Origin of the sequence: Glutamicibacter nicotianae (assembly GCF_016907615.1) — a bacterium.
In the GTDB taxonomy this organism is placed as follows: Bacteria; Actinomycetota; Actinomycetes; order Actinomycetales; family Micrococcaceae; genus Glutamicibacter; species Glutamicibacter nicotianae.
The window spans coordinates 2,583,149-2,596,778 of the sequence record NZ_JAFBCH010000001.1; the positions used below are offsets into that span (position 1 = coordinate 2,583,149).

The following is a 13,630-nucleotide window of genomic DNA, read 5'->3' on the forward strand; positions in this document are numbered from 1 at the left end:
CCACATTCGGGCGCAACACAGATGCAGATACGCCTCTTTCTAACGTAGTGCACCGACCGTGCAGAACCGGTGCGCGAAACACGTTTTAACCGCGGGATGCGCAAGCTCATGCTCGCGGTGTTCGCTTATGGGCCTCGCTAAGCAAACTGCGGATATTGGATGCGCGATTTCATGAAGCCGTGGCGTGTGGCCCGCGCTCTCGTGCACGATCCCCTGCCCATGGGCCATGATGCGCTTGCGGCCACCTTCCACCTGCGACGTCCGCTTCGCGACGCTGCCTTGGCCCTCAAGAGGGTCCCGCGCGCCAGAACACAAAAAATCCCCTGCCTGTTGCCGCAAGCGCGGCAGCAGGCAGGGGAATTCCAGGCTACGGGATTACTCCCACTCGATGGTTCCTGGTGGCTTGGAGGTGACGTCCAGCACCACGCGGTTCACCCCATCGACCTCATTGGTGATGCGGTTGGAGATCTTCGAGAGCAGATCGTATGGCAGGTGCGACCAGTCGGCAGTCATGGCGTCCTCGGAGGATACCGGACGCAGCACGATCGGGTGGCCGTAGGTGCGGTGATCGCCCTGCACGCCTACCGAGCGCACGTCGGCGAGCAGCACTACCGGCATCTGCCAGACCTCGTCGTCCAAGCCTGCGGCGGTCAGCTCGGCGCGGGCAATCGCGTCGGCCTTGCGCAGGATGGTCAGGCGCTCCTCGTTGACCGCACCGATGATGCGGATGCCCAGGCCCGGGCCGGGGAACGGCTGGCGGCCAACGATTTCCTCAGGCAAGCCCAGCTCGCGGCCCACGGCGCGCACTTCGTCCTTGAACAGGGTGCGCAGCGGCTCGACGAGTTCGAACTGCAGATCCTCTGGCAGGCCGCCCACGTTGTGGTGGCTCTTGATGTTGGAGGTGCCTTCGCCGCCGCCAGACTCGACGATGTCCGGGTACAGGGTGCCCTGGACCAGGAACTTCACCGGCTCGCCCTCGGAAGCGGCCTCGGCGATGATCGCAGCTTCGGCTGCTTCGAACGCGCGAATGAATTCGCGGCCGATGATCTTGCGCTTGGTCTCCGGGTCGGTGACACCGTCCAGAGCGGTCAGGAAGCGCTCGCGCTCGTCGGCAATGTACAGCTTGGCGCCGGTGGAAGCGACGAAGTCCTTCTCAACCTGCTCGGCTTCGCCTTCGCGCAGCAGGCCGTGGTTCACGAACACGCAGGTGAGCTGGTCGCCGATGGCGCGCTGCACCAGGGCAGCTGCCACAGCGGAGTCCACGCCGCCGGACAGGCCGCAGATGGCCTTGCCGGTGCCGACCTGGGCGCGGATGCGCTCGATCTGCTCGTCAGCGATGTTGTCGGCAGTCCAGTCGCCCTTCAGGCCGGCACCGTTGTACAGGAAGTTCTCCAGGACGTCCTGGCCGTACTCGCAGTGCTTCACCTCCGGGTGCCACTGCACGCCGTACAGGCGCTTGGCTTCGTTGGCGAACGCCGCCACTGGAGCACCAGCGGTGGTGGCCAGGACCTCGAAGCCTTCCGGCGCCTGGGAGACGGCGTCGCCGTGGCTCATCCAGACGGTAGGGGCCTGTGCGGCGCCTGCCAGGATGGAGCGGGCTTCGCCCTCGAAGGTGGTTGCGGTGCGGCCGTACTCGCGCAGGCCGGTCTCGGCCACGGTGCCGCCCAGGGCGTTGGCCATGGCCTGGAAGCCGTAGCAGATGCCCAGGACCGGTACGCCGGCCTCGAACAGGTCGGCCCCTACGGAAGGGGCGCCATCGGCATAGACGCTGGAAGGACCACCGGAAAGGATGATCGCAGCAGGGTTCTTGGCCAGGATGGCTTCGGTGGACAGGGTGTGCGGAACGATCTCCGAGTACACACGGGCCTCGCGTACGCGGCGAGCAATCAGCTGCGCGTATTGGGCCCCGTAGTCGACGACCAGAACCGGCTTATGTTCTGGGTTGAGGGGAGCAGTAGTCACCGTTACAGTCTACGCGGTTCACTGCGCGCGAAACAGCCAAGGTGATGTCATCAGCGTCACCAAGTGCATTTTTGGCAAAAGCAAGGGCGGATCGATTCATCTGGGATGAACCGATCCGCCCTTGCAATGCAATGCGCTGCTGTGTCAGTAGCGCTTGGCCGCCTTCGGATGGGCCGCCAGCTCGCGATCAACTTCAGCGTGCACCTTGGCTTCGGTCCAGAAGGACAGGAATGGAACCACGCCGCCCAGCGCAATCGTAATGAAGCGCATGAACGGCCAGCGCATTAGCGACCACAGGCGGAAGTCTGCAAACAGGTACACCACGTAGAGCCAGCCGTGCGCAATCAGGATGCCCAGCGAGAGGTTCAGTCCCCCAGCTACCTCGGCGCGGTTGTACATGCCGATGGCGTTGGCGGTGCCATCCACCAGGGTGCCGCCCACGAACAGTTCCAAGGACCAGAAGTACTTGAAAATCATTTCCAGCACGAGCAGCAGCAGCATCACGCCGGTGACGTAGGCGAAGACCTTGTAGAAGTTCGCGGCTGCGCGGATCTGCTTAGGTGTGCCGCCGAATTTCCGGGGCTTCGGTGCCGGGGTGGTGCTGGACATCGTTGGTGGTTCCTTCCGATTTCGGTAAGAAGTGCGGTGTGCGTGAAATGCTATTCGTTGCTGTTGTCAGCCTGGGTGGCATTGCCGCCCTTGTGATGTGCTTCGGCGGCGCGCTCAGCAATCTCGTCAAGGTCTCGCTGGTAGTCATCGCGCACCATGCGGTACCAGAGGAAGATGGCGAAGCCTGCGAAGAGGACCCATTCCAGGCCGTAGAAGACGTTCAGCCAGTTGATCTGGCCTTCTTGGGGCTGCGGGCCGACATAGACGAGCTCCAGGCCCGCCTGCGTTGCGGCCTCGCCCTTGGCCGTGGTGATTTCGTGGGCCGAGACGAATCCTTCATAGAGGATCGAATCCCAGATGTTCGCCAGCTGCGCCGAGGCGACCGTAGGCAGCGTCGGGCTGCGCAGGTCCACGCGGAATTCCGGGCCTTCGCTTGGCAGCAGGCGGCCGGTAATTTCCAGTTCGCCCTCCGGTGCCGGTGCAGGCTTGGTTGCTTCAGGCTGCCAGCCGCGCACCACGGCGATGCCGGCGTCCTTGTCCGCGCCCTCGACCTTGAACTCGGTGACCACCCAGACACCGCGCTGTTCCCCATTGAGCCGCGGCGAAATCAGCTGATCGGTGCCGGCGACGAATTCGCCCTCCATGGTGATGATCTGGTCTGCCTTGATGCCCAGCAGTTCCTTGCCGACTTCCTGATGCTCGATCAGCGCAACCGGCTTCTCGGTCTTGTCGATCTTGACCGGCGGCTCGGTTTCGGAGGCGCCAAACTGCCATCCGGAGAGCAGGACGAATCCGGTGGCGATCGCTAGCGCGGCAAGCAGGGCGGCGATCCATTTGGGCTTCAGAGCGGTTTTAAGCACACTCTAACGGTACTTCTATTTGGCGTAGAACTCGAAATGCAAGGGCGTGAGATTAGCCCTGTTGCCTTATTTTCCGCTGGTGGAACCAACTTGCTTATCCATCCGTTGAGACCCAGCGTGCAAACGGCACTGGCCCCGCCCTTCAGCAGAAGGACGGGGCCAGATCGAGATCCGCTAGAAGCGATCCGATTCGTAAGGGGAAAGCACGACATCGACGCGCTGGAATTCCTTCAGCGTTGAGTAGCCGGTGGTGGCCATCGAGCGGCGCAGCGCGCCAACCAGGTTCGAGGTGCCGTTGGTCTCATGCGATGGGCCGTGCAGTACCTTCTCCAGCGAGCCGACGGTACCGACCTTGGCGCGGTCGCCGCGTGGGCTGGCCTCGTGAACAGCTTCCATGCCCCAGTGGTAGCCAGCGCCTGGCGCTTCATCGGCGCGGGCCAGCGCGGTACCAAGCATCACTGCGTCGGCGCCCATGGCAATGGCCTTGACGATGTCCCCGGAGTTGCCCATGCCGCCGTCGGCGATGACATGGACGTAGCGTCCGCCGGACTCTTCAATGTAGTCGCGGCGTGCAGCTGCCACGTCGGCAATTGCTGTAGCCATCGGGGCATGGATGCCCAGGGTGCGGCGGGTGGTCGAGGATGCGCCGCCACCGAAGCCGACCAGCACGCCTGCTGCGCCGGTGCGCATCAGGTGCATGGCCGGGGTGTAGCCAGCTGCGCCGCCGACGATCACTGGGACGTCGAGTTCATAGATGAACTGCTTGAGGTTCAGCGGTTCGGTGGTCTTCGAGACGTGCTCGGCCGAGACTGTCGTGCCGCGGATGACAAAGATGTCAACGCCAGCGGCGACCACGGTTTTGTAGTGCTCTTGGGTGCGCTGCGGAGTCAGCGAGCCGGCAACAACAACACCCGAGTCGCGGATCTCGGAGATGCGCGAGGTGATCAGCTCTGGCTGGATTGGAGCCGCATACAGTTCCTGCAGCTTGGCGGTGATCTTGGGGTCGTTGCGGGTAGCCGCCTCGGATTCCAGGCCGGCGATTTCAGCCAGCACTGCTTCCGGATTCTCGTAGCGGGTCCACAGGCCCTCGAGGTTCAGCACGCCCAGGCCGCCGAGCTTGCCCAGTGCAATGGCGGTCGCCGGGGAGGTCACCGAATCCATTGGCGCGCCCAGGATAGGGGTGTCGAACTGGAAGGCGTCGATCTGCCAGGACACCGATACGTCCTTCGGATCACGGGTACGGCGATTCGGTACGATCGCTACGTCGTCCAGGGAATATGCCTTAGTTGCCCGCTTGCCGCGGCCGATCTCAATCTCGTTACTCACCTAACTAGGTTACCAAGATTCCGGGATAATCCCGCTTTTGGCAGTGCGCTGGCCATAGATGATGCGGCGTCGGCAGCTTCGAGGCATCCGGCGGCTGGATGCGCACCGGGACAACAATGCCCCGGCAACCGGTGAGCAATATCACCGGATGCCGGGGCGAATGTTGAGCCAGATTTACTTCGCCGTCTTGGCTGCCAGCTGCTTTGCTGTTGCGGCCAAGGCGGTCGCGGCCTGCTCCTCGGCTTCGGCAATCCGCTCTATCGCGTCTGCCAGTAACGCGAAGTGCTCTGCGCGCTGTGAGAATTCGATCTCTGGATCGATCAGATCAGCGAATTCGTCCCACTGCGCAGACAACTGCTGATACGCATCCACGTGCGCTGCCAGCGCCGAGAGACCCGGAAGTTCGGCTGCTTCGGCAAGGAAGTCGGAGTATAGCCCGCGCAATGCGCCTTCACCGCTGAAGCGCGTATCAGAGAAGAACCCGGCCAGCTGGTCCAGGCCATTGGCCAGCGCTTGCTGGCTTGCGAAGATCTGGGACCAGCCGGTCTTGGACTCGGAATCGCGCAGTCGCGTGGCCAAGGTGCGCATTCCGGTAATGCCGAAATTCTTGGCGAAGTGCACCGGGACCCCGGACAGCTCGCTGGTGCCCAGCAAGCGAGCGGTGGTTTCCTCGATAGCCTCCACAGCGTTGGCGGCCAGGGTTTCGGTCTTCGGCGAGCGCGAGGACGGGATCCACGCCTGCCAGTGCTTTTCCTTCTTGCGCATCGCACGGGCGATGGCCAACTCCTTGGGGCTGATCAGGTTCAGGGCACCGGATCCGTCATCGACCAGCAGGTCTTTCTTGTGCTCGCCAACCACGGCGAGGTCCAGGGTCTCGGCTTCATCCACCGTGGTGCCGTCGATCCATGGCAGCGCGCTGATTGCCACGCGAACCACGACGGCGCGGCCTGCGTCCAGGGCGGCGTCCATGTATTCGGCGGCGCGTTCAGCTGAGCCGGTGGTGCGTTCGGTGACCGTGGCACCGCAGCGGGCCAGCAGGTTCTGGGTGTACGGCTCCGGGTTGTGCCGGGTCACCAGGGTTACTGCGGTTTCTTCGCCGCCTTCGTGGGTGAAGGCCATGAAGCCAATGCCGCCAGCAAGACCGGCGAGCAGCGCCTGGCTCAGCGGTTGGCCGGTGCGCATGTTGGTGACGCCTGCTTGAACCAGCACGCGGTGCCACAGCGCGGCATCGTATTGGATGACATCTTCTGGGGCCGGGTATTCAGGCAACTCGTCAGCTGGCGAAGCTGCCGGAGCTTCCTTGTCCTTCTTGGCTTGCGCCTTGGCCTTCTCGCGTGCTTCCTTGGCGTAGTCGCGTGCGGCCGCGGCGCGGGCTGCCCGCGGGCTTTCAGGCTTGCCGGCCAGGATGTTCTTGCGCGCGGTCGTGTAGCTCTCCCCCGTGCGCTCCATTCGCTGGCGAGTTTGCTTCTTCAGATTGGCTGGCTGGCCCAAATTGATGTCCTTCGTTGACGTTCGCTCACTTGCGGGTGGTTCCCGCGCACCGAGAGGTATTGCCGAGCTTTCATTCTACGTGGGGTCGCTGGTACTGGATGCCTTGTGCACTGTGCTTCTGGACAAGTCAGTCCCACGCATGAGTCCACTAGATCGCGATGAGGCGTCTTTGTCCCTGTGTTCCCTTAGACTGACGTCTAGCATCACTCCCCTCGTCTTCAGAAAGATAACCGTGCGCAAATCGCTGACCTGTTTGCCTCTGCTTGCCATCGCAGCTCTGGCTTTGGCATCTTGCACTTCTACCGGATTTGAGCAGGTCCGGGCCTCCACAACTGCAGTCGAGCCTGCTCCTTGGCAACAGGAAACATCCGAACTGCCAGCACTTGCAGAACCGTCGGCTTCGAAAGCCCCCGAGGACTATTCGGACAAAGAGCTGCAGGACTGGGCCGATGAAAAGATGCAGCAATGGATGGACGAAATCAATGAGGGCTGGGAGGACGTTGTCATGGACATCGATGAACCGGCGGATTTCCTGAAGTGGTACCCAACGGATCCACATGGGCATATGCTTCCCTTTGAAGCGCCCGAATACGGTGAATTGCTGGTTACCCTTGAACCCTATGAGTGGGAAGTCGACGCCCGGTCCGATTTGGCCTATGTAGGCAGCAACACGATGCTTCGTGTCGGAGAACAGGACAAGAACCTTCGCTCTGTCACAGTGGTTACACAAGATGGAGAATTCGAATACGTGGCAACTCGTGAAGATTGGCCTCCATTCGAAAGCTGAAGACGAACCCCATCGGCCACCAGACCTCTAGGAAACACGATCATCCCTAGCCTGATTCGTTTCTGAACGTATTGCCTGCGGCGTTGCGCCGGTGGGCACCTCGGCTCGTGCCCCGCTGCGAACCGTATTGCTCCTGGCATTGGGCAACCGACCTCCTAGCTGCCACTGTCACGCTGGGCTGTCGACGTGAGAACCCCGGCGAAAGTTGCAACGAAAAACCCCACCAAGCAGAACTCTTTGCTTGGTGGGGTTTCCGTATCAGATGCGTTTAGCGCGAACGGTAGTTCGGAGCCTCAACGGTCATCATGATGTCGTGCGGGTGGGATTCCTTCAGGCCTGCAGCAGTGATGCGGACGAACTTGCCGCGTGCCTTCAGCTCCGGAACGGTGCGGCCGCCAACGTAGAACATGGTCTGGCGCAGGCCGCCAACCAGCTGGTGGGTGACTGCGGACAGCGGGCCGCGGTATGGCACCTGGCCTTCGATGCCTTCAGGAATCAGCTTCTCGTTCGATGGGGCATCCGCCTGGAAGTAGCGGTCCTTGGAGTACGAGGTGTTCTTGCCGCGGGTTTCCATGGCGCCCAGCGAACCCATGCCACGGTAGGCCTTGAACTGCTTGCCGCCCATGAAGACCAGATCGCCCGGGGATTCTGCGGTGCCTGCCAGCAGGGAGCCGAGCATGACCGAGTCGGCGCCGGCAACCAGTGCCTTGCCGATGTCGCCCGAGTGCTGCAGACCGCCGTCGGCGATCACTGGCACGCCAGCTGGAATCGCGGCCTTGGCTGCTTCGTAGATCGCGGTTACCTGCGGGACGCCCACGCCGGCAACAATGCGGGTAGTGCAGATGGAGCCTGGGCCAACGCCGACCTTGATCGCGTCGGCACCAGCATCGATCAGCGCCTTGGCACCGTCGTAGGTTGCTGCCTGGCCGCCGATGACATCCACGTGCGCAGCGGCTGGGTCCTTCTTCAGACGGGCGATCATGTCGAGCACGCCCTGCGAGTGGCCATTGGCGGTGTCGACAACCAGTGCGTCAACGCCGGCGTCGATCAGGGTCATGGCGCGCTCGTAGCCTTCGCCGAAGAAGCCCACGGCTGCGGCTACGCGCAGGCGGCCGTCCTCGTCCTTGGTGGCCAACGGGTACTGCTCTGCCTTGTCGAAGTCCTTGACGGTGATCAGGCCGGTCAGCTTGCCCTCGTCATCGATCAGCGGCAGCTTCTCGATGCGGTTCTTGGACAGCAGCTCGATAACGGTCTCGCGCGATACGCCTTCCTTGGCGGTGATCAGCGGCATGCCGGTCATGACTTCGTAGACCTTGGTGGTCATGTACTGCTCGCGTGGAACAAAACGGGTGTCGCGGTTGGTGATGATGCCCATCAGCTTGCGGTTCTCGTCGACTACCGGCAGGCCGGAGACGCGGTACTGCGCGCACAGCTCATCCCAGTCGGCCAAGGTGGCACCCGGGTGGACGGTGACCGGGTCGGTGATCATGCCCGATTCGCTGCGCTTGACCTGGTCAACCTGCTTAGCCTGGTCCTCGATGGACAGGTTGCGGTGGATCACGCCGATGCCGCCCTGGCGTGCCAGCGCAATGGCCATTGGAGCCTCGGTCACGGTGTCCATGGCGGCGGAGCTGATTGGCACCTGGATGTTGATGCGCTTGGTGAAGCGAGTGGTGGTGTCCGCCTCCGAAGGAATCACATCCGTCGGACCAGGCAACAGCAGAACGTCGTCGTAGGTGAGTCCTTCAAAAGCAAAGGGGTTGAACTCAGTCACGTGGAAACCTTTCGGGGCGACAGCGGAGGTTGGTTAAATGGTAGAGCTCTTTTGGCGTTCCAGTTATTCCTTCGTGGTGCACTGTGTTCAAGCTCATGCTTCACGCCGTATCCATGGTGACTTATTCCCAGTTTGTTGCTTCCTTGAAGGAGGTGGCGAACTGGCGCTTGGCGCTGAGCACGAAGGTCTTGGACAGGTGCGAATCGTCCAGATACGTCAGGACATTTCCGATGACAGCTTTGCAGACCCCGTCGGGGCAGAGCAACCCCGTCATGTCGAGGGAAACGACCTGGTTCCCGTAATCCTTCGAATCTAAGAACTGCTCTACAGGGTTCACGCTATTCAAGGCGTAGCCGGCCGAGCCATCGCAGTTGTCCAATTCGCCCTTATTGGAATCCACGCATTCGGGAATGGAGTAGGTATAGCGCGGGGTATCGCGCATCGCGATAACTCGGCTTCCCGCATCCAGCAGCGGCTGGATCATCTCGGCGTAGTTGTCCACCAGAGTTTCCTGCTCTCCCGGGCTGCGCAGCATGGCATCCGGGGCAGCAACGGTTTTGCTGGCGGTGGTCAGCACCATTTGCGGCGCCAAATCCGCGACATAGTCCTGCGCGGCATCCTGGAAGTCGGAGCAGGTTTCATCCACGCGATCCGCATCGGAACCGTAGCGGCATCCTGGCTCGTAGACCAGGATCCAGCTTCCGCCGGCTTCCTCGATCATTGCCGATGCCGCCGCAGACCAGTGCTGCATGTGGGAATCGCCGAGCAGCACCAGGTCCGGTGCTCCCCCGTCAAAGTCGCCGCCCTGCTCGCAGAAGTGGATCCGCTTATCCTCGGGGGCGTTGGGCCCTTCGCAGGCGATGCCCGGGGTCTGCCACTCGCCATCCAGTTCGGTGGCCAGCGGCAAGGTCAAGGCAGCAGGCGATGGATCCCAGTCCTCGGTCGCGTTGGCACCGGGGTTGTCGGTATCGGTCTGCGCCGCAGCCAGGGCACGGCGGTGCTCGACATTGTTCTCCCATGCCAGTACAGGGAGGCTGGCTACGCCAATTCCCAATGCAACAACCGCGAACTGGGCGATCAGCTTGAAGCCGGCCTGCGGTATCAAGCGCGAGAAGCTTGGGCTGGCCTGCCAGGCGACGGCCGGCTTCTCAATGAACTTGGTGGTGCACCACGAGGCGCCGATGGATGCCGCGATGAGGATGGCACCAGCCAGGAAGGAGGCCTTCTCATTGCCGGAGACCTCAAGGTAGAAGACCAGCATGGGCCAGTGCCACAGGTACATGCCGTAGGACAGGTCGCCCAGCTTGACCAACGGGGGCAGGGAAAGCAGGCCGGATGGGTTGGCCCAGCTGCGCGGAGCCGGGGCGGCAATCACCAGCGCGGCGGCGACGGTGGGAACCAGCGCCATGAAGCCCGGGAACTGTCCCTGCACATCCAGCACGGCACCGCTACCGATCACGGTGACCAGTCCTGCCCAGCCGCCAATGCGGCGGATCTTCTCCGGCAGGGTGGACAGCCATGGCAAGGCCAAAGCCAGCAGCGAGCCGAGCGCGAATTCCCACAGTCGCGCGCCAGTGTGGAAATACGCGACCTGCTGGTTGGTGGCGGTGATGTGGATGGAATATGCCAGCGAGCCTACGAAGATGGCACCGAAGGCGCTGCCGGCTACCAGCGCGAAGCTGCGGCGGGAGAAGAACTTCTTCCAGACCAGTGCGCTGCCGGCGAGCACCAGCGGCCAGATGATGAAGATCTGGCCCTGGACCGACAAGGACCAGAAATGCTGCAGCGGCGAGGCGGCAGCGGTGTTGAAGGCGTAGTAGTCCACCTGGTGATCCGAGAGGTACCAGTTCTGCCAATAGAACAGCGCGGCATTGGACTGGTCGATCAGCTCCAGCCAGCGCGTACTAGGCAGGATGATCCACGCAGCGATGACCACGCCAATGATGACTACCGCCGCTTGCGGGATCAGGCGCGAGAATCGATGCAGCCAGCCATCGAGCAGAGGTGGGCGCTGCCCGCGGGCAATGCGCCGGGCAGTGGAAGAAGTGAGGAAGAAGGCGGAGAGCATCAAGAAGATGTCCACACCGCCAGAGACCCGGGAGAACCAGATGTGATAGCACATCACCAGCAGGACTGCGAGGGCGCGAAGTCCCTGCAAATCAACTCGGAAACCGGCACGCTGGGTGCTTGTCCGAGACTGATCCAAGGTATGGCTCACTGGCTGCGCTTTCGTCGGGGACAGGTAATTGTCCTCGGCGCTTTCTTCTCGAATCACGTCAGACAACGAACCATCTTATCAATCCGCACCATGCGTTCTTCCCCGTCTAGCGCTTTCCGCACGTGTTCTGCCACTAACGCTGAAAGCTCCCATACTGCTGACTTGTGATGGTTTAGTTGCGGTTCCTTGGAAAATGTCACCGGAATTCCGGCGGTTCATGCTCAAAACCACGCATCGCGGGCTGATCCATCATGCAATGGCGCAATTTGCCTTGGGCCCGACGCGGCGCAATTGGGATGCCGAAAAGGCAGTTGCTACGGCTCAGGACAGGAAGATGCATGTACTCTGCCAGATGCATGGCGCTCCGCTCAAAGCTTGGCCAAGAATACTACCTGGCCACAGCTTGGACCGGCGTGCTTTTCCAGCTCCATACTTTCCAACCTGTCTCGCTATTTGCAGGCAACGTGAAAAAGCCGCCACCGGAACCAGCATGAGGCTGGTCCCGGCGACGGCTTTCGCGCACGGGAAACTGGTCCCGCGCTTGGCGCTTGGCCTTAGTGGCTGTGCGCTTCTTCGTCTGCTTCTTCGGCCTTCTCGGCCACCAGGGTCTCGGTGGTCAGCACCAAGGCCGCGATCGACGCTGCGTTGCGCAGTGCCGAACGGGTGACCTTGACCGGGTCGATGACGCCTGCGTGCAACAGGTTCTCGTAGACACCGGTCTTGGCGTTGAAGCCTTCGTTGGCGCCGGACTCTGCGACCTTGGAGGCAACTACCGAACCGTCGAAGCCTGCGTTGGTAGCGATCCAGAACAGTGGCTGCACCAGGGCACGGCGGACAATCGCTACGCCTGCTGCTACGTCGCCTTCGGTGGCCGCGATGCGGGCATCGGTATCCAGCGAAGCCAGCGCGTCAACCAGGGCGGTACCGCCACCGGCAACGATGCCTTCTTCCAGCGCCGCACGGGTCGAGGACACTGCGTCCTCGATGCGGTGCTTGCGTTCCTTCAGCTCGACCTCGGTGGAAGCGCCCACCTTGATTACGCCGATGCCGCCGGACAGCTTGGCCAGACGCTCGGAGAGCTTCTCGCGGTCCCACTCCGAATCGGTGCGGTTCAGCTCAGCCTTCAGCTGGGCTACGCGCTCTGCCACATCCTCGTCGGTGCCAGCGCCATCAACGATGGTGGTGGAATCCTTGGTGACGGTCACGCGGCGTACCGAGCCGAGCACCTCGGTGCCAACCTGGTCCAGGGACAGGCCCAGTTCCGGGGAGACAACCTGGGCACCGGTGAGGATGGCCAGATCCTGCATCATGGCCTTGCGGCGGTCGCCGAAGCCCGGGGCCTTGACGGCTACCACGTTCAGCAGGCCACGCAGCTTGTTGACCACCAAGGTGGACAGGGCTTCGCCCTCGACGTCCTCGGCGATGATCAGCAGCGGCTTCTTCGCTTCCAGGACCTTTTCCAGCAACGGCAGGAATTCTGCCACGGTGGAGATCTTGCCCGGGTTGATCAGGATCAGTGCGTCTTCCAGGACAACTTCCTGGCGCTCCTGGTCGGTGATGAACTGCGGCGAGAGGTAGCCCTTGTCGAACTGCATGCCCTCGGTCAGGACCAGCTCGGTGGCGGTAGTCGAGGACTCTTCGATGGTGATTACGCCATCGGTGCCCACGGTCTTGAAGGCCTTGGCCAGCAGTTCGCCGATTTCATCCGACTGCGCGGAGATCGCGGCAACGTTGGCGACCTTGTCCTCGACGGCCACGGCGTTTGCTGCCAGTGCGTCAGAGACGATCTCGACAGCCAGTTCAATGCCCTTGCGGACATCGCCCGGAGCGGCGCCAGCGGCGACGTTCTTCAGGCCTTCCTTGACCAGGGCCTGGGCGAGCACGGTGGCGGTGGTGGTGCCGTCGCCTGCTACGTCATTGGTCTTGGTGGCTACTTCCTTGGCCAGCTGCGCGCCAAGGTTCTCGTATGAATCTTCCAGATCGATTTCACGCGCAATGGTGACACCGTCATTGGTGATGGTCGGGGCGCCCCAGGTCTTGGCAAGCACCACGTTGCGGCCACGTGGGCCGAGGGTGACCTTCACCGTGTTTGCGAGCTTATCGATGCCCGCTTCGAGGGCGCGTCGCGCATCCTCGTTGAATGCTAGCTGCTTAGCCATGCATTTTCTCCTGAAACTTTAGAGAGGTTGGCGTTACTTTACGACGACTGCCAGTACGTCGCGAGCCGAGAGCACCAGGTACTCTTCGTTGCCGACCTTGACCTCGGTTCCGCCGTACTTCGAGTACAGGACTACGTCGCCTTCAGCAACGTCCAGAGGAATGCGGTTGCCGTTGTCGTCGATGCGGCCTGGGCCTACTGCAACTACGGTGCCTTCCTGCGGCTTTTCCTTAGCGGAGTCTGGGATGACCAGGCCCGAAGCGGTGGTGGTTACGGCTTCGACCTGCTTGATGACAATGCGGTCTTCGAGCGGCTTGATGGAGACAGACATGGTCTCTCCTTTTCGTGTATGAACCAATGGTTGTAGGGGTGCGCCCTATGGCATTGGACCAACCGTCGTCGCGGTGCCAGTTGGTGGTATCCAGTCAGGCGGTGTGCCACGCTG

General features: G+C 62.2%; 10 protein-coding genes. 1 reads left to right on the forward strand and 9 read right to left on the reverse strand.

The features are described 5' to 3' along the window. Positions 1-375: 375 nt before the first annotated feature. The 5 genes from guaA to JOE62_RS12335 form a co-directional block, all read right to left on the reverse strand. On the reverse strand, positions 376-1,962 hold the full coding sequence (gene guaA, locus JOE62_RS12315; RefSeq protein WP_038990680.1) for a glutamine-hydrolyzing GMP synthase: 1,587 nt from the start codon (positions 1,960-1,962) through the stop codon (positions 376-378). Positions 1,963-2,106: 144 nt separating this feature from the next. Then, a complete protein-coding gene (locus JOE62_RS12320) occupies positions 2,107-2,571 on the reverse strand; it encodes a DUF3817 domain-containing protein (protein WP_038990681.1) in 465 nt (154 codons plus the stop codon). A 50-nt stretch (positions 2,572-2,621) separates the two neighbouring features. Next, entirely contained in the window at positions 2,622-3,431 is an 810-nt protein-coding gene (locus tag JOE62_RS12325; protein WP_204722588.1) for an SURF1 family cytochrome oxidase biogenesis protein, read from the reverse strand. Positions 3,432-3,605: 174 nt separating this feature from the next. Next, positions 3,606-4,757 (reverse strand): GuaB3 family IMP dehydrogenase-related protein, encoded by a 1,152-nt coding sequence (locus tag JOE62_RS12330; RefSeq protein ID WP_066140656.1) that lies wholly within the window; start codon positions 4,755-4,757, stop codon positions 3,606-3,608. A gap of 174 nt (positions 4,758-4,931) precedes the next feature. After that, on the reverse strand, positions 4,932-6,248 hold the full coding sequence (locus JOE62_RS12335; RefSeq protein WP_204722589.1) for a BtrH N-terminal domain-containing protein: 1,317 nt from the start codon (positions 6,246-6,248) through the stop codon (positions 4,932-4,934). Between the two features lie 232 nt (positions 6,249-6,480). Here JOE62_RS12335 and JOE62_RS12340 point away from each other — a divergent pair, with 232 nt between their 5' ends. Further along, positions 6,481-7,035 (forward strand): hypothetical protein, encoded by a 555-nt coding sequence (locus JOE62_RS12340; RefSeq protein ID WP_204722590.1) that lies wholly within the window; start codon positions 6,481-6,483, stop codon positions 7,033-7,035. 268 nt (positions 7,036-7,303) lie between these two features. Here JOE62_RS12340 and guaB read toward each other — a convergent pair whose 3' ends face one another. The 4 genes from guaB to groES form a co-directional block, all read right to left on the reverse strand. Further along, the gene (gene guaB, locus JOE62_RS12345) at positions 7,304-8,809 is read right to left on the reverse strand and encodes an IMP dehydrogenase (protein ID WP_038990687.1); all 1,506 of its coding nucleotides are present in this window, start codon (positions 8,807-8,809) and stop codon (positions 7,304-7,306) included. Between the two features lie 121 nt (positions 8,810-8,930). Next, a complete protein-coding gene (locus JOE62_RS12350) occupies positions 8,931-11,084 on the reverse strand; it encodes an acyltransferase family protein (RefSeq protein WP_338085825.1) in 2,154 nt (717 codons plus the stop codon). Positions 11,085-11,581: 497 nt separating this feature from the next. Further along, on the reverse strand, positions 11,582-13,186 hold the full coding sequence (groL, locus tag JOE62_RS12355; RefSeq protein WP_204722592.1) for a chaperonin GroEL: 1,605 nt from the start codon (positions 13,184-13,186) through the stop codon (positions 11,582-11,584). A 33-nt stretch (positions 13,187-13,219) separates the two neighbouring features. After that, the gene (groES, locus tag JOE62_RS12360; protein ID WP_013349608.1) at positions 13,220-13,516 is read right to left on the reverse strand and encodes a co-chaperone GroES; all 297 of its coding nucleotides are present in this window, start codon (positions 13,514-13,516) and stop codon (positions 13,220-13,222) included. Positions 13,517-13,630 lie beyond the last annotated feature (114 nt).